This window comes from Shouchella clausii, assembly GCF_002250115.1.
Lineage (GTDB): Bacteria > Bacillota > Bacilli > Bacillales > Bacillaceae_D > Shouchella > Shouchella clausii.
The window spans coordinates 148,438-172,648 of the sequence record NZ_CP019985.1; the positions used below are offsets into that span (position 1 = coordinate 148,438).

Below are 24,211 nucleotides of genomic sequence, written 5' to 3' on the forward strand. Positions count from 1 at the left end.
TGTTACTGTTCGCTTTGTTCAACCGCTTGTGTAAACTGTTCCTCTGTCCAAATCTCAATTCCAATACTCTCCGCTTTTTTCCGTTTAGAACCTGCATCTTCCCCAGCGACAACCAAATCGGTCTTTTTGCTGACACTGTTCGTCACTGTGCCGCCGAGCGCTTCAATTTTTTCCTGTGCTTCTTTCCGCGTCCACTGGGACAGTTTTCCGGTCAGCACAACCGTTTTGCCGGCGAATACCCCGTCTTCTTCGTCCATCGCTGCTTTTTTCGGTCCTGTGTATGTCATGTTTACACCTGCATTGGCTAGTTTTTCTAACAACGTTGACACCTCTGGCTTTTGAAAATAGGAGACAATCGAGTCCGCCATTTTCTCGCCAATCTCATTTACGGCAAGCAATTGTTCAAACGTTGCCTCTTGGAGCCGTTCCATTGTTTCAAACTCATATGCTAGCGTCTTCGCTGCCTTCGCACCGACAAAACGGATGCCGAGCCCAAACAACAGCCGTTCAAGTGAATTTTCTTTTGATGCTTCAATCGCCGCCAACAAATTGTCGACAGATTTTTCTCCCATCCGTTCCAGCTGGAGCAATTCGTCACGTTTTAACAAATATAAATCAGCCACATCAGCAATCAATTGATGCAAAAACAATTGGCTGATTACTTTTTCGCCAAGGCCGTCGATGTTCATCGCATTCCGTGATACAAAGTGGATGAGCCCTTCACGAATTTGCGCTGGGCACTTCGGGTTTAAACAGCGCAACGCCACTTCCCCTTCCAAACGTTCCAAAACGCTGTGGCACTCTGGACACTCTGTCGGCATATGAAAGTCGACTTCCTCGCCTGTTCGTTTATCCGTCAAAACGCCAACGACTTCTGGAATGATGTCACCTGCTTTTTTGACTATGACCGTATCGCCAAGCTTGACGTCCTTCTCGCGGATCAAATCTTCGTTATGCAAGGAAGCCCGCCTTACGGTTGTTCCTGCGACAAGTACTGGATCTAATAGGGCAGTCGGCGTTACCACGCCTGTGCGGCCGACATTTAGTTCAATATCGCGTAAAACCGTCAGCACTTCTTCAGCAGGAAACTTAAATGCCGTTGCCCACCGGGGACTCTTTGCTGTAAAGCCTAGTTTTTCATGGTCGGCCAAGGAATTGACTTTCACGACGACTCCATCAATTTCATAAGGAAGCTCATGGCGCCGTTCGCTCCATTTTTCTGTATAGGCAATGACGTCTTCAATCGTTTGGCACTCCGCTGCTTCTTCGTTTACTTTAAAGCCGAGTTCTTTCAAAAACATCAAGCTGTCAAAATGCGTTTGCACGTTTTTGCCTTCGACTTCGCCAATTGAGTAAGCAAATAACGACAAATTCCGTTTGGCGGCAATTTTAGGGTCGAGCTGGCGTAAGGAGCCAGCTGCCGCATTACGAGGGTTGGCGAATTTTTCTTCCCCGGCCTGTTCTTTTGCTTCGTTTAAACGTTCAAATGATGCTTTTGGCATATATGCTTCGCCGCGGACTTCGATCGAATAAGGCTGTTTTAACCGCAAAGGGATGGCGGGAACGGTTTTCAAATTGTTTGTTATATCCTCGCCAATCGTTCCGTCCCCACGGGTCGCACCGCGGACGAGCTTTCCGTTTTCATACGTGAGCGATACAGCAAGGCCATCAAATTTTAATTCGCACACGTAGGAGACGTGTTCGCCTACCGCTTGGCGGACGCGGCGGTCAAACGCGCGCAAATCTTCCTCATTGAAGGCATTGGACAAGCTCATCATCGGCACTCGATGGGCCACTTTGTTAAAGGACGGAGCCGGCGGCCCGCCAATGCGTACGCTTGGTGAGTCTTCCGTAACCAAATCTGGATAATCGGCCTCAAGTTGAAGCAATTCATTCATGAGGCGGTCATACTCCGAGTCGGGGACTTTAGGCTTGTCGAGCACATAATAATGGTAGCCATAGTCCTCCAATAGGAGGCGCAGCTCTTTAAGCCGTTTTTCTGCTTGGTGCTTGTCCATTAGTCTGTCTTCCTCTCTAAGCTTTCGTGATAGGCGCAAATTTGGCAAATAGCCGCTTTACACCCGTAGGTGGAGTAAAGGCGATGTCCAGCTCGATGGAATCTCCTTCTCCTTTAATGCTGACGACTGTTCCTGTTCCCCATTTTTTATGGACCGCTTTGTCGCCGACTGACCAGTCAAAACTTTCCCCGCCTGTTGCTGTTACTCGCGGTGATCCACTCTTGCCTGCAAAGACGCTTGAGCGCACGCGAGCAGCTGCACTTGCGGCGGCTGGCTGCCTAGAACCCCCTGTTCCCCAAGCTGGCATTTGACTGTCTTCTTCAATCAATTCAGCCGGGATTTCAGCAATAAAGCGGGAAGTCGGGTTGGTATTCGTTCGTCCATAGAGCGTCCTCATTTTGGCACTCGTCAAATAGAGCCGTTTTTCGGCACGGGTAATGCCAACATAGGCGAGGCGCCGCTCCTCTTCCATTTCTTCTTCCTCAAACAAGGAACGGCTATGTGGGAACACCCCTTCCTCCATTCCAATCAAAAAGACATATGGGAATTCAAGTCCTTTTGCTGAATGAAGCGTCATCAGCGTAATAGCCTCTTTTCTCGTCGCTTCCTCGTCCTTATCGAGTTGGTCAATATCGGCAACAAGGGCTAAGTCAGTCAAAAAAGACACGAGATCTTTTTCCTCGCTCCGCTTCTCAAACTCTTGGGTGACCGTAATAAATTCGTCGATGTTCTCAAGGCGAGATTGTGCTTCAATCGTCTGCTCGTTTTTAAGCATCTCGCGATAACCGGTTTTATCAAGCAATTCTTCCACTAGCTCTGTCACGGAAAGATAATCTTGCATTTGCACCCAGTTATTCACTTGGTCGCGAAATTCCACAAGTTTCGTCCGCGCTCTGGCTGTAACGCCGATTTGCTCCAATTCACCAAGAGCTTTGAACATCGAGAGCCCCTGGGCATCAGCATAAGCAGCGATCTTGTCTACCGTCGTCGCGCCAATGCCACGCTTAGGCACATTGACAACACGCTGTAAGCTAATGTCGTCATCAGGGTTGGCAACTAAGCGCAAGTAAGCAAGGACATCTTTAATCTCTTTGCGGTCATAGAACTTAGTACCGCCGACGATATTGTAGTCGAGATTAGATTTCACAAAATATTCCTCAATAATACGCGATTGGGCATTGGTTCTGTACAGAATCGCTACATCTTTGTAAGAAAATCCTGGTTCTGCTGCTGCTTCTTTTATTTTTTCGACGACAAACTGTGCTTCAGCTTGTTCTGTAGCCGCCTCGTATACGCTGATTTTCGCTCCTTCGTCATTTTCAGTCCAAAGGTTTTTTGGCTTGCGGTTGCCATTGTTAGCAATAACACTGTTGGCCGCTTTCAGAATCGTTTTTGTCGAACGGTAGTTTTGTTCAAGCAAAATGACAGTCGCATCCGGGTAGTCTTTTTCAAAGGAGAGGATATTTTGAATATCGGCGCCGCGCCAACGGTAAATCGATTGGTCGGAATCGCCGACAACGCAAATGTTTTGCAGACGGTCACCAAGGAGTTTCACAAGGCGATACTGTGCTTTGTTCGTATCTTGATATTCATCAACATGAATGTACTGGAATTTGCGTTGGTAAAAATCGAGCACTTCCGGCACTTCGTTAAACAATTGGATCGTCTTCATAATTAAATCATCAAAGTCAAGTGCGTTGTTTTGTTTCAATCGTTTTTCATATTCACTATACACGTCGGCCGCTACTTGCTCAAATACGCCTGAAGCTGTTTGCGCAAATTTGCTTGCCGTTTGCAATTCGTTTTTAGCAGCAGAAATCATCCCTAATATCGCTTTTGGGTCAAATTTCTTAGGGTCAACGTTTTGGCTTTTCAAAATTTGCTTTATGACTGAAAGCTGGTCAGATGAATCCAAAATCGTAAAATTGCGGCTGTAGCCAATCCGGTCAATATCACGGCGCAACATCCGCACGCACATCGAATGGAAAGTGGAAATCCAAATATCTTCAGCAATTGGTCCAACCAACTGCGCCACCCTGTCTTTCATCTCTCGCGCTGCTTTGTTCGTGAATGTGAGGGCGAGAACAGCCCAAGGCGGCGTCGAATGGCGCCGGAGCAAATAACTGATCCGGTAAGTCAGCACACGGGTTTTGCCGCTTCCCGCACCCGCCATCAACAGCAAAGGCCCGTCTGAATGGGTCACAGCTTTTTGTTGCTCAGGGTTTAATTCAGATAGCATCCGTTCAATTATTGTATCTTGCATGTCATTCACCGCCTACCTGCATTTATGTTCCTTGACGGCCTCCACCGTCTTAAGCGCTTCTTTAAGATTTTCATAAAGCCCATTGCCGACAACGACAACATCAGCATATGCTGCTATCTCAGAGGCATCTGCTGCATTTTTTATCCCGCCTCCATAGATGAGCTTTGTCTTTTCCAATACTGCGCTTGCCCGTTTGACGACATCAATCGGACCTTTTTTGCCGCTGTATTCCAAATAGAAAAAAGGATAGCGGTACATATGCTCTGCCAGCCGTGCGTAAGCAACGACATCTTCTATATCCAAGTCAGTCTGGGCATTCGCATGTTTGGCCACTCGTGCTTCTCCATTTAAAACACAGTAGCCTTCCAACAGCAGTTCTTGCCAATTAATGAGTTCGCCATATTCTTTGACAGCCTGGTGATGGTGGCCAATGACCCAGCTAACATGTTGGCTGTTCATGACGGATGGAATCAAATAATAATCGAACCCTGGCGTAATCGCTTCAAGGTCCGATACTTCAAGCGCACATGTCACTGGAAACCGGCGAATGCGAGCAAAAAGAGACAACGTGTTATCCAATGTGACATTGTCCGTTCCGCCAACAATAACCGCATCAGTGCCTGACTCGCAAACGGCTTCAAGCGCTTCATCGGTTATTTCCTTGTTTGGATCAAGTTTAAAAACATGCGCCCATTCATCATAATTTTTCATGTTAAGCGCCTTAACCGCAGGCGCGCCCCTCCTTTATTGATAATCAACAAACACTTATCCTCTAAAAAATGCAAAACATACAAACCGGCATGCCACATACCGAGTATACGTACGTTCGTTCTGTCTGTCATTATAGCAAAGTTCCTACTCGTTGTCCCGTATCCATCTGTTGAAAAAATAAGGGATTTCGCTGAAAGTTGCCGCCTAGATGATTACACAAAAAAAGACCTCCGCCCGTGAGGCGCAGGTTAAATGTAGGGGGTCTATATCGACCAGACGTGTATCGTAGCACGTTATCTAAATGATAACGAAAATCATTATCAATGTCAACGAAAATTCGCTAAAAATATTGCTTCTTTCTGTTATGTATCGTTTTGCCCGCGCAATCCCTGTTCACCCGCTTCAACGAGCGGTTTGGTCGCCATTATTTATAAAGACAACCAGCACTATGCGAGTGCTGGTTGTCTCAGACTGTAGACAAACGCTCGCATACTTCGTCGTTTGCCTCACTCATCTGCTTTGAAACGGTCGTTTCATGCGCAAGAAAACCGTTGCTCATGAACCCACGTTCTATTCGCATCTTCCCTCGGCTGCACTCCTCGTCTGACAAGCGTTTTCTATCAGTCTGCCTGTTGTTGTGGCCAACACCAGGGAACCAGCACTATGCCAGTGCTGGTTGTCTTTCGTCCTGCTGCTGGTGTTGGTCTTTTAACAGATCATACGTCAAACAAACAGGTTTGCCTGTCCGTGGGTCCATGACGATGTTGGCATCAATGTGGAAAACATCGCGGAGCACGTCTTGGCACATTACATCTGCTGGCGCGCCTTCTTTCATAATTTTCCCGGCGCGGATCGATACCATGTAATCGGCAAAGCGTGCTGCATGGTTTAAATCATGGATGACCATCACGATCGTACGCTGTTGTTCTTTGTTTAGTCGTTCCAATACTTGCAGCACTTCGAGTTGATGGGCCAAGTCCAAATAAGTCGTTGGCTCATCAAGCAAAAGAATATCCGTTTCTTGTGCAAGGGCCATTGCAATCCATACACGCTGGCGCTGGCCGCCAGAAAGGGCCTCGATTGGCCGGTCCGCGTATTCGCTCATATTGGTTTGTTCTAACGCCCAGTCGATCATGGAGCGGTCATGGTCCTTCAATTGGCCAAACCCGCGCTGATGAGGATAACGCCCATATGCAACCAGCTCAGAAACGGTTAGCCCGCTTGGCGCTTCAGGAGACTGTGGCAATACCGCCATCTTTTTGGCGATTTCTTTTGTTGACTGTTTATGAATCGATTTCCCGTCTAAATAAACGGCTCCTCTGGAAGCTTGGAGAATACGGGAAATCGTTTTTAAAATCGTCGATTTGCCACAGCCGTTCGGCCCGACAATCGTCGTAATTTTTCCATCTGGAATTTGCAAATGCAAGTCATTGACAATCTCTCTTTTTTCATAAGCAATCGAAAGCTTTTCAGTCACTAAACGTGGCATTGGACTTCCTCCTTGTTTATCGGGTTTTCATCAACAAATATAAAAAGTATGGCGCTCCAAGAATGGCAATCACAATGCCGACTGGGATTTCCGAAGGAGCCAGGATGTTGCGTCCAATCATATCCGCAGTAAGCAAAATCAATGCCCCCATTAAGGCCGCAGCCGGGATAAGCACTTGGTGTTTCGGCCCGACGAGGCGACGTGCAATATGGGGAGCGACTAAACCTAAAAAGGAAATGCCACCGCCAACAGCTACGGACACAGCAGCAAGGCTAACAGCTAAGACAAGAAGCGTTCGCCGTTCTTTCTCTATCGGGACGCCTAATGACACCGCCGACTGAGTGCCGATTTGTAAAACATTTAGCGTTCTCGCTTTAAAAAGCGTAATCGGAATCAAAAGGATGATCCATGGCAAGACTGCCCATACGTGGGGCCACGTCGTTCCCCAAATGTTCCCTGTTAACCAAATCGTTGCCTGCATAAAATCATTCGGTTCCATCCGCAATTGAATCACGATCAGCAAGGCGCTAAATGCTGCATTTAAACCAATCCCCACCAACACTAACCGCACTGGCGTAATGCCTTTTTTCCAAGCCAGTATATAAATGAGGAAAGCAGCAAGCAGCGCACCGCTTAGCGCAAATAACGGCATCACCAAAAGGTTTGCACTGCCAAGGCCCGTTAAAGAACCTTGTACAAAAAAGATAAATAAGACAACAGCGAGGCCTGCACCTGTATTGATCCCCAAAATACCTGGATCAGCCAGTTCATTTTGGGAAATGCTTTGTAAAATCGCGCCAGAAACAGCAAGACCTGCGCCAACCAAAAGGGCTATTACCATTCGCGGCAAACGAAACTGAAACAGGACGAGCTCATCTCGGGCAGAGCCGTAGCCAAACAGCGTTTTCGCAACCGCATCGGGACTGATCCGAATCGCGCCTGTCTGTAAGCTGACTAAAAACACGACGACAATGGCCAAAAGCAGAATCGCCAGCACCGCGATTGGGCGTTTTTTCAATGCTTGCTTCACGAAAGCCCCCTCCCTTCACGCCTTGCAAGGTAAAGGAAAAACGGTACGCCGATTAACGCGGTCATTGCACCGACTGGCGTTTCATAGGGGGCATTTACCAACCTAGCGGCTAAGTCCGCCAGCACTAAAAGCAATGCTCCTAATACAGCAGAGCATGGAATAATATAACGGTAGTCGACGCCAACTAAGCCTCTAGTAATATGGGGGATCACTAAGCCGACAAATCCAATCGATCCTGCGACTGCCACACCGGCGCCTGTCAATAACAAGACAGCTACAACACCGAGCGTCTTAACAAGAAAAATCCGCTGGCCAAGCCCTCGCGCTACATCTTCGCCGAGGCTAAGCACCGTCACCGACTTTGATAAAGCAAGGGCAAGGAGCAAACCGATCATGGCGACTGGCACAATCAATTTAATGTTGGTCCAGTTCATACCAGATAAACCACCAGCAAACCAAAAGCTTATATCTTGAGCGACGTCAAAATGAATAGCAATGCCTGAGGAAATTGCGCTTAGAAATGCGCCGACCGTCACGCCAGCTAGCGCTAACTTGGCCGGAGTCAAGCCCCCTCGTGCCAGTGACCCGATTGCGAACACAAACGCAGCACCAGCGCCTGCGCCGATAAAAGAGGCAACCATTAAATGAAAGCCAGAGACATGCGCAGCAAAAGCAAACATAATCGCAATCGCTAACGCCGCCCCATCCATGACGCCCATAATCGACGGTTCTGCGAGGGCATTGCGCGTCATCCCTTGCATGATAGCGCCTGAGACAGCAAGAAAACTGCCGACTAGCGCCGCCCCTAAAGCCCGGGGAAGGCGGATCTCTTGGATAATTTGATGTTCGGTCAATCCGGGTTCAAAAGAGAAAACCGCCTGCCAAACGGTTTTAAAATCTATTTGCGCTGCCCCATAAGAAATGGAGAGAACAAGCGCAAACACAAGAAACCCCAATCCAATAACGAGGACGCTTACTGCCGCTAACGGCTTAGAACGTGCCTTCGCTTTTTCTAAATCTTGTTGTGCTTCCTTAGCATGTGTGCTCATTTTACGTTTTTTCCCTTTAACGTTCGATCCGTCGTTTTTGATGGTATTGATAATCATTATCATACCATGGACGATCAAGCGGGTAAACAAAAAAACCAGCATTTTGCTGGTTTTAGAAAACTTTTTATCCATTAAAACGGCATGCAGCCAAGAAAAAGTCGAATGATTCAGCTTCCGTTCTTCTGGGTTTTCGTATTGGACGAAACAGCCATTTAACGAAAAGCCGCTATTTATATAAACAACACCTTGCAAAGGGCAATTAGCCCGCCCCATAAAGGAATGCTAAGAGCAAGAGCCCAGCCTGCGCCTACAACCATATTCTCGCCAACTTCGTATTGAATATCCTCCTCCAACCTCGACGCCTCCTTTTTATCTTGCTGCTTTCAGCATAAGGGCTATGCATGTAGCCAGCATTAAGCAATCGTAAAGATTCTGTAATCCTTATCAGCAGGAGACTTTCACTAAAGCTGGCGTCTTTTTCGAAATGTTTTTGCCTCATATGCTACACTTACAATAGCCTGTTGGATCATACGTTTCTTTTCGCTAAACAGGCTTGTTTTTCCTTCGGCTCTTTGTTGATCCATACATAATTCGATTTAGGAGGCAAATGATGTCAGCAAACAAACGAAAAGAACGGCCGTCATTCCTTATGATGGTCTATATGTGGCTCTTTATTTTAGTGGCGGTTGTCAACATTACCGGAATTGCATCAACGAAGTTATATGAAAGCATTTTTCCTTTTTTTATTGTGTCTCTCTTAAATATTTTCCTTGCTGCTCTGCTCATCTTGCAAGCATTAAAAACAACGAGCAAAAGCGAACGAAGGCTCTCCATTATTTACTTGATTGGCGTTGCCGTTCTAGCCGCCGTCACGTTTTTCCGCTTTTTGTTTATGCAATCAAGCTAACAGTGAAGCAATCGCGCCTCTGTTTGCGCGATTGCTCAATAAATCTTGATCTGATAGGATGCTTTAAACGATTCATTGGCACCAATTTGTTGGATGCCCTTTTTCTCCGCTAATCGCCCTGTTGTATCAACCGTATCGGCAACCCCAAACCATGGCTCAATACAAACAAAAGGTGCGCTCGTTTTTTCTTCCGGATTGTATGCTGACCAAATTCCCACATAAGGAAAACGAGGAAAAGAGACAACAACTTTTTCTTCAGGGCGTTGTTTTGGATAAAGAGCGACTTCGTCAAGATGGCTGTAGACGAGTGCGTCATGTTGAAAGAGCGAGTCAGTAAGCCCGATATTTTTCAGCTCTGGCACAATTTCCGGTTTTTGGACCAAACCATTAGAAAGCGCATAACGTTCGATTTGCTTGCCTTCTGCCGCTTTAAAGGAAAGCTCATACTCTGTGAATGTTTCTTCTGAGCGAAAGGGAATCTTAAAAGCAGGATGCCCACCGATTGAAAAATACATCTCCTCCTCATTGTCATTGACGACTTCCCAGCCTACGGTGAGCGTATGTCCGTTTAACTGGTACGATAGATAAACCGTAAATTCAAAAGGGTACACATCGGCAAACTGACCAGATGACTCAAACCGGAATACGGCTTTGTCGCTTTGCAAATCGTCAGTAACAAACATTTGGTCGCGTAAAAATCCATGTTGGCTCAGTTGATAAGACTTCCCGTTGTATGTATACGCGCCCTCTTTTAAACGGCCAACAATTGGAAACAATATAGGCGCGATCCGCCCCCAGTACGTTGGGTCTCCGCTCCACATTACTTCCCTGCTTTGTTCTTTATGCCAAATGCTCCGAATTTCCGCACCTTTATTTGCAATTTCAACCGTTAATTTGTCATTCTCAATTATGATCACATATAGCCCTCCTATCCTTTCTCTCTTGTAGTATGACGGAATGGACTGAAAATGCAACTAGTACCGTCCTTTGCAGGATTAATCAAACTAACCTTCGAATAAAATACAAAATGAAAGCGCATTCAAAAGAGAGGGGGGGAATTTGATGGAGTCAACACCATCAGCTGGCCAAGCGCCAAAAAAACGGCAAATCCTATTTATTTCTGGAGCAGCGATTTTGGTCATTTTGCTTGCAACTCTATTATGGGCGTACATGCAAATCAAAAAACCGCTGCCGCAAACGACAGGAGAACTCGTCGTCAATGGATTAAATGCTCCTGTCAACGTCTATCGGGATGCGCAAGGCGTTCCTCATATTGAAGCCCAATCGGACGATGATTTATATTTTAGCCAAGGCTACATTACCGCCCAAGATCGCCTGTTCCAAATGGATTTAAGCAGAAGGCAGGCGTCGGGACAGCTTGCTGAAGTAATGGGAGAAACCTTTGTTGACTCAGATGTTTTCTTTCGGACATTCGGCTTGCGCCGGGCCGCTGAGGCATCGGCATCTGCCTATGACGCTGAAACGTATCAGTATTTAGAAGCTTACGCTGATGGCGTTAATGCTTTTATCGAACACGCTCAGGCAACTGGCACACTTCCACTTGAATTCCGTTTGGCCGGCTATGAGCCTGAACAATGGGACCCGATTGACTCGTTAACGATAGGGAAATATATGGCATACGACTTAGGCGGCAATTGGCAAAGCCAAGCGTTCCATTACTGGCTAAGCCAACATGTGAGTGAAGAGGAAGCACTCGATTTGCTTCCTAGCTATCCAGCAGAAGGGCCTGCTGTTCTTGACTTGGCACAAACGATTGACATGGATGTCGAAGCGGCGTTTGCCAACATTGGCTCTAAACTGCCACACCCTTTTAACGGCAGCAACAATTGGGTGCTTTCAGGGGAACGGACAGCGTCTGGCATGCCGCTGTTGGCTGATGACCCTCACTTAGGATTGGGGGCACCTAGCATTTGGTATGAAACCCATTTGACATCGCCGACTGTGAACGTTACAGGCGTCATTTTCGCTGGCGTCCCTGGCATTATTCTTGGCTCAAATGAAACAATTGCCTGGGGTGTCACCAATGTCGGCCCTGACGTACAACAGCTCTATTTTGAACAGCGCCACCCTGAAAACCGAAATGAATTTCTCTATGACGGGGAGTGGTATAAAGCCGAAGTCATCGCAGAAGAGATTAAAATTGCTGACGCAGAGCCTTTTTACCATGATGTGGTTTTAACGAAACATGGCCCGATCCTATCGGAATATGCACATGTAGAAAACGAATCCGAGTATGCGTTATCTTTGCGCTGGACTGGACACGATCCGACGACGGAACTAAAAGCTGTACTAGATTTCAACCGCGCCGATAATTGGGACCAGTTTAAAGAAGCATTAACCCATTTTCATGCGCCCGCACAAAACTTTGTGTTCGCTAGCACGGATGGCACAATCGCGTACCGAGCCAATGGCCTAATTCCAATCCGCGCAAACGCCGATGATGCATTATTGCCAGCGCCTGGCTGGGACCCGGCTTATGAATGGGAAGGGTATATTCCTTGGGATGAGTTGCCAACAATCGTCAATCCTGAATCAGGAATCATTGCCACCGCTAATAACAAAATTGCTGGAGATGACTATCCTTACCACATTTCCCACACATGGGCCCAACCTTACCGGCAACAGCGAATTATGGAGGTGCTCGCAGCAAAAGACAACCATACCGTAACCGACATGCAAGCATTGCAAATGGACGTCGCCAATTTGCAAGCAACCAACTTGCTTCCTCTTCTGACAGAAGCGTTACCAGCTGAGGGACTGCGCGCTATTGACGAGGAGGGGTTAAATGTTCTGGCGGACTGGAACCAATTTGACGAGCGCGAAGAAGCTGGACCGCTATTGTTCCATTTTTGGATGGAAGAAATCGAGAATCTGTTGTTTGCCGATAAAATTCCTGCTGAAATCAACGAGCTTTTTTACGGCCGGGCTGGTGTTGTCGATGAATTGCTAAGACGTGCAGCAACTGGTGAACCAGGTCCATGGGTAGAAAACGCTGGCGGTTTTGAAACAGTCGTCCTTCAAAGTTACCAAGCGGCAATAGACAAAGCCGCTCGTATACAAGGGAACAAGCCAGCAAAGTGGCGCTGGGGTGACTTTCACCAAGTTGAATTTAGCCATCCAATGGCAGCGATCACACCGTTGAATTACTTATTTGATCGGGATCCTCTTCCAGCAGACGGCAGCCATATTACGACGATGGCGGCAGGCTACAACCGCGAAACGGGCCTTGTCAACCACGGCGCCGGTTGGCGTGGCGTATTTGATTTAAGCGACATTGACCATACGTACCACATCGTCGCTCCTGGACAGTCTGGCCACGTCACAAGCGAGACATACCGCTCGCAAATGGAAGCTTGGACAGAGGGCCATTATCATACGACATCGATTCATCCGGCAACGTATAAGAACAACAGCGACAAACTCGAATTACGCCCCCAGTAACAACAGGAAGGACTGGCGTTCTGGCCAGTCCTTCAGACTGCAGACAAACGCTCGCATACTTCGTCGTTTGTCTCAGTCATATGTTCATGAACACCCGTTCTATTCACATCTTCCATCGCCTACACTCCTCGTCTGACAAGCGTTTTCTTTCAGTCTGAGTGCGGTTATCGACTTTGTCGACAACCTGAAGGACTGGCATACTGGCCAGTCCTTCAGACAAATGCTCCCATACTTCGTGTTTTTATTGTTCTACAAAGGCAAACGCGTTGACATCAAACAGCCCTTTTGACGTCAGTTTAAGTGCAGGGATGACTGGGAGTGCAAGGAAAGCCAATGTTAAAAACGGATCGATTTGCTCTTTATAGCCGAGATGGACGAGTGATTGCTGGAGCTCATTGAGCTGTTGTTTGACTGTTTCCGCTGAAGCCGTTGACATCAAGCCGCCCAGTTTGAGAGGCATTGCCGCAAGCACGTTGTTTTCCTTTACGACGGCCATTCCACCCCCTAAGCCAGCAACATGGTGAATGGCATGGTACAAACTTTCATCATCTCCCCCTACAGCGATGAGGTTATGGGAATCATGGGCTACAGTCGCGGCAATCGCCCCCTCTGAAAAAGGAAAGCCCTTTACAATGGCAAGTCCGATATGTCCCGTCGCCTGATGGCGTTCCACGACTGCAAGCTTTAGCCATTCGCCGCCAGGTTGAAAAATACCATTTTCCGCTGGAACGGACGCCATCGCTTTTTTCGTCACAATCGAGCCGAGCGTCGTTTCAATAACAGGGGTCGATTGTGGGTTTTTCAATTTCAGCGTTAAGTCCTCTCGTGCAAATGGAGAAATATGGACACTGTTCAATAATCGCTCTGGCACGGGGTAAGGAGCGCGGATCGGGCTCGTTAGTTCGCCTTTTTCGGCTACGAGCATGCCCTTTGCATACACGGCATCGACTTGAAACGTGGAAAGGTCTGACACGAACAGAAACGACGCTTCTTTTCCAGGAGCAATGGCCCCTTTATCATCAAGTTGAAAGCATTCAGCTGCATTTAAGGTGCCGATTTGGATCGCTTGGAGTGGCTCCATGCCGAGTTCAATCGCCTTGCGGACATTAAAGTCAACACTGCCTTCTTTCAGCAAGTCATCTAGATGCTTATCATCTGTCGCAAAGGCAAACCGCCGCGCATTAGCTGCTGTAACGGCTGGCAAGAGCGCCTCGATATCACGTGCAGCCGTCCCTTCACGCATCAGCACATAAAATCCACGCTGGACTCGTGCTTTTGCTTCCTCAGCAGTTACAGCTTCGTGGTCATTGTGAATGCCAGCTGTCCGATATGCATTTAATGCCTCGCTATTTAGCCCTGCTGCATGGCCATCAATGGGGCGCCCCTTCGCTCTCGCCATTGCGATTTTTTCAAGCATGTCGTCATCGCCATTTAAAACTGCCGGGTAGTCCATTACTTCTCCTAGCCCGTATACGCCTTCGTTCGCAAAAAGCAAGCGCGCATCTTCGGCAGAAAGGGAGGCGCCATTTTCCTCAAAGGATGCGGCAGGCACACTTGAAGGAACGGCCATTTTGATATCAAGAGGCAAGTCTTTAGCTGCTTCAACCATGTATGTCACCGCTTCTACACCAGCAACATTGGCAAGTTCATGAGGATCGGCAATCGCCGTAAGCACGCCTTTTGGAACAAGGACACTAGCAAAATCTTCAGGGCGAACCATCGCCGATTCAATATGGACGTGGCCATCAATAAGCGGAGGGCATACATATTTGCCTTGGGCATCAATCACTGTTTTGCCTTCTTTATAATCGCCAATGCCAACAATATGGCCATCTGTGATTGCGATAGAAGCTTCATAGATGGTTAACGTATAAACATCAATCAGTTTGCCGTTAATGACCAAAATATCAGCCGGCTCCTGTTTGCTTGCTGCGGCAAGCCGTTTTTTGTAGGTAGCGTGATGGCGGTCCATTCTCGTTCTCCTTTTGTTTTTAACGTCTATTGTAGCCGATCTCCCCTATTTGTGCTATCAAAAAACAAGAAAAAGAACGATCCTAAAAAGAATCGTTCTTAGCCTGTAGACAAACATTTTGCCTCGCTCATAGGAGATGGCGTCAATCTTGCGGCTCTTCCTGGGCTTCAATCCGGTCAAGCGCCATCCGGTAGCTATCGTTGCCGTAATTTAGACAGCGTTTAACTCGGGAAATGGTCGCTGTGCTAGCCCCAGTCTCTGTCTCAATTTTGTGGTACGTATAACCATCACGCAACATCCGAGCAACTTCTAGCCTTTGCGCAAGTGACTGGATTTCATTAATGGTGCAAAGATCGTCAAAAAACTCATACGCTTCTTCTAAATTTTTGAGAGACAAAATCGATTTAAAGAGCTGATCTAGTTCTTTGCCCCGTAATTTGTTGATCTGCAAGCAATGTCACACCTTTCGAGTATTGTGCAATCTCTACGATGCGTGTCTTTTTTAAAGTTTTAAAGCACCAAAGTAATTCTATTTTAACGCATTATCGCCGGAAATAGTATTCCTTTCTTCCGAACATCGTAGATCCCCCGTTGCGTTACCCGAATATAAGGCAAATGCGTAGCTGAAAAAAACTGCAAACTATACATTGGATCTTCAAATTTGTAGCCCCGTTCCCGCAGGAGGCTAACAAACGACTGTTCTTCTGCCATAATTTCTTCCATCGGCGCAGCGGACATCATGCCAAGAAGAGGCAAGCGGACACGGCTGATCACTTCCTCATTCTCAACAAGAATGAGCCCGCCCCCTTGTGCTTTCAACTCATTAAACGCCTGGATCATGGCTGAGATCGATTTGCCGATCAAAATGATATCGCCTGTATAAGAGTAAGAACTGGCCATGCCCATAACCGCCGTGGCAAACCCTTTTAATGTTGTCGTCACAAGCCATTTGCCCTGCTTGTCGACCATCGCAAAAAACGATTCATCATGGTCTGTCGCTAACTCCGTTGCCGCCGTTTCCAGAGTCGTTTGATAAGGCTTTAAAATAACCGCGTTTGTCATTTCAATCCCCATTGGCATCGAAAAATGGAGCTCATCTTCACCTAGACTCCAGTCAATGTGAATCGGACCAATCCCATAGTCGCCCCACTCAAATGGCGCTGTTTCTTTTCCTTGTGGAGTGCCATCTCTTAACACCCACTGCCCTTTAGCCAAAACGCTTTTAGGCATTGGATCGTCCATACTTTCGAGAAAGTTCAAATGGGCAATGCGGCCTGGAGCGATCATGCCGAGTTTATGGTCGATATTATAATAACGGGCGACATAATAGGTAGCCATGCCGTATGCATCAACAGGATCAAGGCCGGCTTCCAGGGCAATTTTAATACATTGGTTCATTACACCATCTTTATAGAACGACGGCGGTGAACCATCAGTCGTCATCAAGCAACGCCCAAAATAATCGACGCCTAGCTCCTTCATTTCCTTGAACAAGCGAGGCAAATCAGGGCGGATCGAGGAATAGCGCAGCGAAACGGTGTACCCGAGGTCCAAACGGCGCACAACTTCTTCGCCCGTAATCGCTTCGTGGTCGCACGTCACGCCAAGAAGCGCCATTTGCGACAGCGTCTTTTCAGAAGCTCCTGGCAAGTGGCCTTCGATTGGCTTCCGCAGCCTTGTTGTTTCCTGCATCCAATGCAATGTCGTGTCATCGCCTTGCAGCACTTTCGGCCATGACGTCAGTTCCCCTCCTTGCACCACCAAATGGTGTTCAAGCCAAGCCTTCATTTTTGAATTGGAAAACATTTCATCTTTGATTAACTCTGTTTGTGAATCGTAGCGCGCCCACCAGTACATCGTTGTCGGCAATTCTTCCAGTTTCTCGATCAAGGAAAGCGCTTTCTTTTTTTCCAAGTTCAAAAAATAAACCAAGTTGTCATTGATAAGTGTCGTTGTCCCACGCTCAGAAGCATATTTTGCCAAACTGTATGGATTATACAGTTGAAATGGATGGGCATGGTGCTCAATATAACCAGGAACAATGTATTCGCCTGTACAATCAACCACTTCCGCATCGCCTATCTGCTCTGGCAAGCTTTTGCCAACATAAACAATTTGGTCATCCGCAATCCAAATATTTGCTTTCAGCCATCTTCTTCTGGCATGGTTTAAATACGTAGCATTTTTTAAGACTATTGTTGGCGGGCGCTCCCCTTTTACAACACTTAGATGTTCCCGCAGCCTTGTTTTCGTCCAGCGGTGAATCCGCTCCGTGCTCATCGTTATCACTCATTTCATCTCGTCAATCTTAGTTTTATTTTACCATATTAAGAACAGCATTTGATTGTTAAATGTGACATTTCTTCACATCTTTTTTGCTATCGGCTATTTGTGATCCTTTGTCTACTTAACATTCAAACACACTTCTACCACTATATATCCGCCATTCTCCTTTTATGTCAATTTCTTTATTGAAAAGGAACTTTAAGACAAGCAATTAGCAGGCTTCGTTACACAGAGCAAAAAGCCCTTGGTAGAACAAGCCAACCAAGGGCCAGGACGAGGAGCGGCTCCCTCATGCTTGAAGGAATTCACCTTTTTTTCGCCTGATACTGACCATATAATTGGCCGCAGGCGGCATCAATTTCTCTTCCAAATTGACTCCGAATCGTTACAGGGATTCGAGCTGATTTTACGACACGGTAAAAAGTTTGCAGTTTCTCTTCTATGGTTTGGCCATAGTCTTCAGGCGTACCAACAGTCGGATTGTAGCGAATCAAATTGACATGATAGAGATGGGGATAGCGATTGTTTAGAATCCGTTTAACAAGTGCTTTCGCATGCTTCTCCGAATCATTGACTCCCCGAAGCATGACGTAAGCAATATAAACTTTTCTCCCTGTCTCGTGAATATGCTGATCCAATACATTCATTACCTGGTCTAACGGGTACTTGTTGTTAATCGGCATCAACTTGCTGCGCTGATCATGGAAAGGAGAGTGCAGCGAAAACGTTAGGTTCACCTGAGGAAAACTGCTAGTCATTCTTTGGATGTTTGGTATGATGCCAACAGTAGAGACCGTTATTCTTCTAGGGCTTAATGCAAATAGTTGCCGATCGACAAGCACATACAAAGCATCAAATATCCTTACATTGGCTAGCGCTTCGCCCATGCCCATAAAAGAGACACTATCTAAGGAATGCCCCTTTAGATAAAAATAGAGCAACTGGTCTGTAATCTCGTCTGCTGATAAGTTTTGTTTTAACCCAATGGCCCCTGTCGAACAAAACGTACACCCTAACCCACAGCCACATTGAGAAGAAATGCAAAACGACTCCCACCCTGCTTCATAATGCATTCTTACTGCTTCCACTTGGTTGTTTCCCGCTACTTTTAGCAACACTTTAGTGACTTGTTGAGACGTTGTTTCTAGCACTGGCTCCACTGTAAGAATAGAAGGTCCAAATTCGTTTAAGAGCGCTTCCCTCAGTGCTTTTGGCAATGTGGTCATTTTTTCAAACTCACCAATACGGTGTTTAAAAATCGCTTCTGTAATCTGTTTATACCGGTACGTCGGTTCATTTAAAGCATTCAAAAAATGTTTTAATCGTTCGTATTTCGTCGCATGATTGACAACTTTCATTTTGTGCGCGCCTCCTAATAGATAAAATTTCAATATTAGGAGGCTTTTTCATGTACGGGCACCGCTTGTTTCATGCTTCACCTACTTTCATGCATAGAAAAAGACACCGATTTAGAAACCGGTGTCTCATTACATCGCTCGATATAACAAAAGTAGCTTGTTTATAGAGCCCATTCATCTTAATCCTATATGAAAATGAATAGCACTCCACATCGCTACTTTCTTATTTAGAAGGCACGCTACTTCCGGTCACTGTTTTTATCGTATGAAGTTTATTTATCCCATCATTCATAAAAACAGTAGCCATTGTATGTTGCCTCCTTTCATTTGTTAGGTGCTATATTAACATGTTATCTGTTCTTTTGCCACAATTTTTTGGTTGTTATGCTCACATTGAAAAAACAGAGGGCAATGCCCCCTGTTCCACGTTTGTTATTCAGCTTTCAAATCTTCAATGGAATCAATATCCATATAACTTGGCACTGCGAGGCCGATGCGTGGCTCGCCGTCAAGGTTGACGCCTAAATCGTCGACTTTGCTTTCATCAAAGAAGCTGCCGTGTGTAATTGGCAACCATGCAGCAACACTTGCATCTTGGTCGCCAGATTCAAGCGATTTCCACATTGGCCCGTTTTCAACGACACTCAGTTCGACATCATAGCCAACTTGCTCAAGGGCAAGGGCAAGCACATTGGAAGAAGCTACTTCTGAATCCCAGTTTACGAGTACAAGGGAGAATGATTCTCCATCGACTGTCTCAACGCCGTCAATCCATTCATCGACTTTTTCTTGGTTGTTATCAACCCACTCTTGAGCAGCATCCGCTGGATCAGCGCCTTCATGCACAGCCAGCATGACTTCGTTCATGTCATCCTCGCTCCAGAAGAAATTATCAACGACTTGATAGCCTTCAGGCTTCTCGCTTTCCAAACCTTGGCGTGCAATCGTATGAATCTCTTCTGTACCGCCGAATGAACCTTCTGGATCATCCAAGTATTTTAAGTCATAGGCAGCAAACTTCCAATGTGGATTCCATGCGGTTACAACGATTGGCTCATGTTTTTGGATGGCCGTATCCAACGCTTGTGCCATGGAAGAAGAGCTGGACGTTTGCAAAGTCAAGTTCGTCAAGTCATAATCTTCAATCGCCCGCTCCGCTGCTTGGGAAACGCCTGCGCCTGGGTCAATTCCTGTAATGACCGATAGATCATTATGAATATCTTCTTTAGAAATCATGCCTTCATCCGTAGAGCCAACTGGATTAGAGTCTGAACCGTTGCCGTTGTCATCACCATTCCCACAAGCCGCAAGTGTTACGGCAAGGGCCAATCCTGTTGCTGTCATCGTAACGTGTTTAATATTCATTTCATTACCCCCTGAATTTAAATCTATAGTGAAAAGAGCGGTTGCCGCTCTTTTGCTACTTATTCGCTTTGTTTTTTGTTAAAACTTTGCGTTAAACGGTCGAGAATAATCGCCAATATAACGATCGCAATACCAGCTTCAAAGCCATTGCCAATATTATTTTGTCCAACTGCGCTATAAACAACCTGGCCTATTCCAGTTGCCCCGATCATTGCCGCGATCACAACCATAGAAAGGGCAAGCATTGTGCTTTGGTTAATCCCAGCCATGATCGTTCCCCGAGCCATTGGCAGTTGCACTTTAAATAGTTTTTGCGTGCCTGTTGAACCGAATGCGTCTGCTGCTTCAATTAATTCTGTTGAAACTTGGCGAATACCTAGGTTCGTCATGCGGACAGTCGGCGGCATGGCAAATATGACAGAAGCGACAACGCCAGGAACCATGCCGATGCCAAAGAAAGCAACAGCCGGGATCAAATAAACAAATGCTGGCATCGTCTGCATAAAATCAAGTACTGGTTTAATAATGGCTTCTGTCCGGTCGTTTTTCGCCATTAAAATGCCAACTGGAACACCGATGACGACTGAGATCAAGCAAGCTGTTAAGACGAGTGCCAACGTATCAAGCATGCCGTTCCAAAAACCAAGGCTGTCAATTAACAACAGGCCGAGGATCACAAAAACGGTCAAGCCCCATTTGCGGTTCGTCCAATACGTAAGCGCGCCGATAATAAGAACAAACAGCCAACTTGGCGGCAAGGCGATGACCCAGTAAATCCCGTCCATGACCTTTTCAATCGTAAAATCAATGCCATTAAACAACCAAGCAGCATGCTGCAGCCATTCTACAAACGCTTCAACCCAACTACCTAGTTCCAGACGGGGTAGAAAATCCATTAAAATCAACCTCACTTCCCGATAACGCCCCAAGAACGGCGCTTCTTACAATAATGCCTTGTAGCTTGTTGCCTTTAATGACAACAAGAGGCACGGAACTGCTCGCAAGCTGCTCCATCAATTCATTAATTGGCGTGTCCAATTCGACTTTCGGCACATCTGTCACAATAATGCTGTCAATGCTATTAATATTTTGTTTGATTAACTCCGAAACATCGCTCGCATGGACGATTCCAACTAGCTCCCTATTCCGTTTCGTTACATAAATGCTAGAAATTTTCGCATCGCGCATCCGTTGCAAGGCAACACGCGGTCCGTCTTTTTCCAAATTAATCGTTTCTGGACGGATCATGACATTTTCCGCTGTAAATACTTTTGAGCGGTCCACATCCTCCACAAACCGCTCAACATAATCATTTTCCGGTTGTGTGAGAATTTCTTCAGGCGTGCCAATTTGCACGACCGAACCGTCTTTCATAATCATGATGCGATCACCGATACGGAGCGCCTCATCCAAGTCATGGGTAATAAAAATGATCGTTTTGTTCATCGTTTCTTGCAAATCTAATAATTCGTCTTGCATATCTTTCCGAATGAGCGGATCAAGCGCAGAAAACGCTTCGTCCATTAACAGGACATCCGGATCATTGGCAAGGGCACGTGCAAGCCCTACACGTTGCTGCATTCCGCCAGAAAGTTGCGAAGGATAACTATTTTCGTATCCTTTTAAACCAACAAGTTCAAGCGACGATATCGCTTTTTCACGGCGCACCTGCTTCTCAATGCCTTGCACTTCAAGGCCATACTCCACGTTTTCAATCAACGTCCTTGTTGGAAACAAGCCAAACTTCTGAAAGACCATGCTCATCTTTTTGCGCCTAACTTCCCGAAGGCTTTTCCCATCCATCTTAGCGAGGTCCTCACCGTCAATCCAAACACTTCCTGATGTCGGTTCAATCAAACGGTTCAGCAGCCGCACAATTGTTGACTTACCGCTGCCGGAAAGCCCCATAATAACAAAAATTTCACCGTCTTCGACTTCAAAACTTGCTTGGTTAACACCAACCGTGTGGCCAGTTTCTTTTAATATGTCCGCTTTGGATTTTCCTTGTGCCAACATGTCCAGAGCCCGTTTCGGTTTTTTCCCAAATACTTTTGTCAAGCCCTCAACCCTAATTTTTGACAAGTTTTCCACCTCTTCACTTCAGTCGTGCTGCTTTAGACCTTGTAACTATACCTTATTTACAATTTTTTAATCAAACATGATATATCATTCTTTTAGTCGATATTTTTCATACAGTTTAAACTGTACGAAAGCAATGGTCGGTTTCCTTCTATTTGCTCGCTGATGCTGGCAGATGCTGTACTTTGTCATGCTATCACCTGTTTTTGAACTTTGTTACACTCTCTATAAGCAGGCCACTGGAGGAATGACATGGAGAAGGCAAACGAGCATAGCAACGGCGTTGACGAGCAACTTCAGGAAATCAGAGAACAGTTTATCCATGAGCTTTCGACCAATTTTCATCTATATGGCATTAACGAATCAGTCGGTCGTCTTTATGGTACGCTATTATTTGAAAACGATACTTTAACGCTTGATGAAATGAGCCGGCGCCTAGGGATGAGCAAAACAAGCATGAGCACTGGCATTAGACAGCTTGTTGATGCCAATATGGCGCGGAAAGTGTGGAAGAAAGGCGTCCGCAAAGACCTTTATATTGGAGAAGAAGATTGGTACGCTTCTTTTATCGCGATTTTTTCGAAAAAATGGCGCCAAGGAATTGAAAACAACAAAAAAGCAAGCGTGCAAATGGAAAAACGCTTGCTTGCATTACAGAAAGAAGCCCCCGAACAAGCAGAAGTCATCGCTTCCGACTTAAAAAAAATCGCCCATGCCAAAGCATATTACGACTGGCTCGACCGCTTTATCGACTTTTTAGAGAGCGGCGAGATTTTTGAGCATTTGGAGAAGAACTAATCGAAAGCCCGCCTTCACACTTGTTCCATACTAAGCAAAGGCGGGTTTAGGTCTTAACTCAAAAATTTAATTGATTTAATTGCAAAAAAGGATTACATAGAAACTTGCATAGTTATATTCAAGGAGAGGGTATAATAACTAAACCTCCTCCACCCATAGCCCCTATTCCAAAAAGGATCAGAAGAAAACAGTAGGGATTTCTTAAAATGAATGCACCCGTTTTTGCTAATTTACAGTTAATTCTTTTCATTTGTATCCCCCATCTCTCAAACTAATTGATTGATCTTCTTCTTTACCAATTCAACCATATAAAAATCGTTTTTAGTGAAACCTTCCATTGCATCTAAAAGCAGCGGCACGCTTTTTTGGGCTAGACCTTTATAATAAATTAGAAAAGGTGTCATTTCTCCCTTATCTTCTAAATTTTTTATTACTGTTAATGCCCGCTGTATATCGCCCCTTACTAAGTATTGATGGGCTTGTTCTTCGGGTTTAACATTCGTTATGTCAAATACTTCTCCCATTGCATTGCGCATAAAAGGGACGTACTCACTAACCAACATTTCATTGTATTTAGCAGCTTTAGCTCTTTTTGCAAACATCACTGCTTGTTGCCCATATTCAGCACAGAGCTTGTTCTGTTTATTAACCATAACCAAAGCTAAACCGTGGTTTGCTGAACACATAAAAATATCTGGTGTTGTTTCATTGACGAGAACAGCTAAAAAGTTTCTTTCTGCAGACTCAATGTCACCTTCTCGATAAAGATTGATGCTACCTAACAATAAAGAAAGGCGACTAGCTAGAACGGTTTTCATAAAACTAGGCTGAAGCTGAGCAAATAAGGTCTTGGAGCGGCTTTCTAGTAACTTGCTACTGTTTATAATACCCATTTTGTATAAGTTATTAAACTCAATAAATTCTAAACGAATACGAACCAACGGATTATTCGTGTAAGCAAACAAAGATCTAGCCGACTCAAACATTTGCTCTTCATTCTCTTTCCCTTGCAAAAAATTATTTATCAGTTCGTATACTAGAATCCACTCTCTTAATAATTCATCCTCTTTATGGGTATGTATCAATCTCTCCAACATATCTAATTGGTAATAGCTTGCCGCATACTCAAACGCATCCCGGACATGCTGCAGCTTCTTTGCTGATGCCGCATATACATTCATAAGGGGAATGAACTCGTCAGGCATTAAATGTTTTGCAATAAGGAGGACTTCTTCAAACGAGTACTCATCACTACTTGCTAGTTCTTTCATGCGTGCTTCGTTTAATAAAGGATCTGACCACCCTTTTTGGCGCATAAGTGTGCCAGCTTTTTCTTTTACTTCAAGCAATGTTTATCCCTTCTCCCGAAATAAAGTTCCATACTAGTGCTATCCTAGTACTTTTGAACGAATAAGACAACAGGC

General features: G+C 45.8%; 19 protein-coding genes. 3 read left to right on the top strand and 16 right to left on the bottom strand.

Annotated features, from left to right (window positions below; translation table 11 throughout):
* Positions 1 to 2: 2 nt before the first annotated feature.
* From ligA to BC8716_RS22660, 7 genes are all read right to left on the bottom strand, one after another.
* Complete coding sequence (ligA, locus tag BC8716_RS00675) at positions 3 to 2,018, bottom strand: NAD-dependent DNA ligase LigA (protein WP_094423507.1); 2,016 nt, start codon at positions 2,016 to 2,018, stop codon at positions 3 to 5.
* Between the two features lie 16 nt (positions 2,019 to 2,034).
* Positions 2,035 to 4,281, bottom strand: a complete 2,247-nt coding sequence (gene pcrA, locus BC8716_RS00680; protein WP_094423508.1) for a DNA helicase PcrA — start codon at positions 4,279 to 4,281, stop codon at positions 2,035 to 2,037.
* A 12-nt stretch (positions 4,282 to 4,293) separates the two neighbouring features.
* Positions 4,294 to 4,992, bottom strand: coding sequence for a heptaprenylglyceryl phosphate synthase (pcrB, locus tag BC8716_RS00685; RefSeq protein WP_094423509.1), 699 nt, complete (start codon positions 4,990 to 4,992; stop codon positions 4,294 to 4,296).
* A gap of 661 nt (positions 4,993 to 5,653) precedes the next feature.
* The gene (locus BC8716_RS00690; protein ID WP_062750202.1) at positions 5,654 to 6,481 is read right to left on the bottom strand and encodes an ABC transporter ATP-binding protein; all 828 of its coding nucleotides are present in this window, start codon (positions 6,479 to 6,481) and stop codon (positions 5,654 to 5,656) included.
* A gap of 16 nt (positions 6,482 to 6,497) precedes the next feature.
* Positions 6,498 to 7,511 (bottom strand): FecCD family ABC transporter permease, encoded by a 1,014-nt coding sequence (locus BC8716_RS00695; protein ID WP_094423510.1) that lies wholly within the window; start codon positions 7,509 to 7,511, stop codon positions 6,498 to 6,500.
* Positions 7,508 to 8,560: a FecCD family ABC transporter permease gene (locus BC8716_RS00700; RefSeq protein WP_094429131.1), complete on the bottom strand. Its 1,053-nt coding sequence runs from the start codon at positions 8,558 to 8,560 to the stop codon at positions 7,508 to 7,510. The genes BC8716_RS00695 and BC8716_RS00700 overlap by 4 nt, the downstream gene beginning before the upstream one ends.
* Before the next feature lie 230 nt (positions 8,561 to 8,790).
* Positions 8,791 to 8,913, bottom strand: a complete 123-nt coding sequence (locus tag BC8716_RS22660) for a hypothetical protein (protein WP_255222624.1) — start codon at positions 8,911 to 8,913, stop codon at positions 8,791 to 8,793.
* A 257-nt stretch (positions 8,914 to 9,170) separates the two neighbouring features.
* Here BC8716_RS22660 and BC8716_RS00705 point away from each other — a divergent pair, with 257 nt between their 5' ends.
* On the top strand, positions 9,171 to 9,467 hold the full coding sequence (locus tag BC8716_RS00705) for a hypothetical protein (RefSeq protein ID WP_094423511.1): 297 nt from the start codon (positions 9,171 to 9,173) through the stop codon (positions 9,465 to 9,467).
* A gap of 35 nt (positions 9,468 to 9,502) precedes the next feature.
* Here BC8716_RS00705 and BC8716_RS00710 read toward each other — a convergent pair whose 3' ends face one another.
* The gene (locus tag BC8716_RS00710; RefSeq protein WP_094423512.1) at positions 9,503 to 10,384 is read right to left on the bottom strand and encodes an aldose 1-epimerase family protein; all 882 of its coding nucleotides are present in this window, start codon (positions 10,382 to 10,384) and stop codon (positions 9,503 to 9,505) included.
* 145 nt (positions 10,385 to 10,529) lie between these two features.
* Between BC8716_RS00710 and BC8716_RS00715 the strand changes: the two genes are divergently transcribed.
* Positions 10,530 to 12,929 (top strand): penicillin acylase family protein, encoded by a 2,400-nt coding sequence (locus tag BC8716_RS00715; RefSeq protein WP_094423513.1) that lies wholly within the window; start codon positions 10,530 to 10,532, stop codon positions 12,927 to 12,929.
* A gap of 241 nt (positions 12,930 to 13,170) precedes the next feature.
* Here BC8716_RS00715 and ade read toward each other — a convergent pair whose 3' ends face one another.
* From ade to BC8716_RS00750, 7 genes are all read right to left on the bottom strand, one after another.
* Positions 13,171 to 14,901, bottom strand: a complete 1,731-nt coding sequence (ade, locus tag BC8716_RS00720) for an adenine deaminase (protein ID WP_094423514.1) — start codon at positions 14,899 to 14,901, stop codon at positions 13,171 to 13,173.
* Between the two features lie 142 nt (positions 14,902 to 15,043).
* On the bottom strand, positions 15,044 to 15,352 hold the full coding sequence (locus tag BC8716_RS00725) for a YerC/YecD family TrpR-related protein (protein ID WP_011245931.1): 309 nt from the start codon (positions 15,350 to 15,352) through the stop codon (positions 15,044 to 15,046).
* Between the two features lie 83 nt (positions 15,353 to 15,435).
* Positions 15,436 to 17,181: an adenine deaminase C-terminal domain-containing protein gene (locus BC8716_RS00730; protein WP_094423515.1), complete on the bottom strand. Its 1,746-nt coding sequence runs from the start codon at positions 17,179 to 17,181 to the stop codon at positions 15,436 to 15,438.
* 311 nt (positions 17,182 to 17,492) lie between these two features.
* Positions 17,493 to 18,545 (bottom strand): Cfr family 23S rRNA (adenine(2503)-C(8))-methyltransferase, encoded by a 1,053-nt coding sequence (locus BC8716_RS00735; RefSeq protein WP_094423516.1) that lies wholly within the window; start codon positions 18,543 to 18,545, stop codon positions 17,493 to 17,495.
* A gap of 432 nt (positions 18,546 to 18,977) precedes the next feature.
* Positions 18,978 to 19,910 (bottom strand): glycine betaine ABC transporter substrate-binding protein, encoded by a 933-nt coding sequence (locus BC8716_RS00740; protein WP_094423517.1) that lies wholly within the window; start codon positions 19,908 to 19,910, stop codon positions 18,978 to 18,980.
* A 59-nt stretch (positions 19,911 to 19,969) separates the two neighbouring features.
* Positions 19,970 to 20,806, bottom strand: coding sequence for an ABC transporter permease (locus tag BC8716_RS00745; protein WP_094423518.1), 837 nt, complete (start codon positions 20,804 to 20,806; stop codon positions 19,970 to 19,972).
* On the bottom strand, positions 20,775 to 21,992 hold the full coding sequence (locus BC8716_RS00750) for a quaternary amine ABC transporter ATP-binding protein (protein WP_094423519.1): 1,218 nt from the start codon (positions 21,990 to 21,992) through the stop codon (positions 20,775 to 20,777). The genes BC8716_RS00745 and BC8716_RS00750 overlap by 32 nt, the downstream gene beginning before the upstream one ends.
* A gap of 249 nt (positions 21,993 to 22,241) precedes the next feature.
* On the opposite strand from BC8716_RS00750, the gene BC8716_RS00755 reads away from it, so the two are divergent.
* A complete protein-coding gene (locus BC8716_RS00755; RefSeq protein WP_094423520.1) occupies positions 22,242 to 22,787 on the top strand; it encodes a GbsR/MarR family transcriptional regulator in 546 nt (181 codons plus the stop codon).
* 266 nt (positions 22,788 to 23,053) lie between these two features.
* Here the strand turns inward: BC8716_RS00755 and BC8716_RS00760 are convergent, their stop codons facing one another.
* Positions 23,054 to 24,136: an AimR family lysis-lysogeny pheromone receptor gene (locus BC8716_RS00760; protein ID WP_094423521.1), complete on the bottom strand. Its 1,083-nt coding sequence runs from the start codon at positions 24,134 to 24,136 to the stop codon at positions 23,054 to 23,056.
* Positions 24,137 to 24,211: the final 75 nt, after the last annotated feature.

Bases quoted from the DNA above. Each gene is read 5' to 3' on its own strand.
- ligA (WP_094423507.1), bottom strand. From the start codon at position 2,018: ATGGACAAGCACCAAGCAGAAAAACGGCTTAAAGAGCTGCGCCTCCTA.
- pcrA (WP_094423508.1), bottom strand. From the start codon at position 4,281: ATGCAAGATACAATAATTGAACGGATGCTATCTGAATTAAACCCTGAG.
- pcrB (WP_094423509.1), bottom strand. From the start codon at position 4,992: ATGAAAAATTATGATGAATGGGCGCATGTTTTTAAACTTGATCCAAAC.
- BC8716_RS00690 (WP_062750202.1), bottom strand. From the start codon at position 6,481: ATGCCACGTTTAGTGACTGAAAAGCTTTCGATTGCTTATGAAAAAAGA.
- BC8716_RS00700 (WP_094429131.1), bottom strand. From the start codon at position 8,560: ATGAGCACACATGCTAAGGAAGCACAACAAGATTTAGAAAAAGCGAAG.
- BC8716_RS00705 (WP_094423511.1), top strand. From the start codon at position 9,171: ATGTCAGCAAACAAACGAAAAGAACGGCCGTCATTCCTTATGATGGTC.
- BC8716_RS00715 (WP_094423513.1), top strand. From the start codon at position 10,530: ATGGAGTCAACACCATCAGCTGGCCAAGCGCCAAAAAAACGGCAAATC.
- ade (WP_094423514.1), bottom strand. From the start codon at position 14,901: ATGGACCGCCATCACGCTACCTACAAAAAACGGCTTGCCGCAGCAAGC.
- BC8716_RS00730 (WP_094423515.1), bottom strand. From the start codon at position 17,181: ATGAGCACGGAGCGGATTCACCGCTGGACGAAAACAAGGCTGCGGGAA.
- BC8716_RS00735 (WP_094423516.1), bottom strand. From the start codon at position 18,545: ATGAAAGTTGTCAATCATGCGACGAAATACGAACGATTAAAACATTTT.
- BC8716_RS00740 (WP_094423517.1), bottom strand. From the start codon at position 19,910: ATGAATATTAAACACGTTACGATGACAGCAACAGGATTGGCCCTTGCC.
- BC8716_RS00745 (WP_094423518.1), bottom strand. From the start codon at position 20,806: ATGGATTTTCTACCCCGTCTGGAACTAGGTAGTTGGGTTGAAGCGTTT.
- BC8716_RS00755 (WP_094423520.1), top strand. From the start codon at position 22,242: ATGGAGAAGGCAAACGAGCATAGCAACGGCGTTGACGAGCAACTTCAG.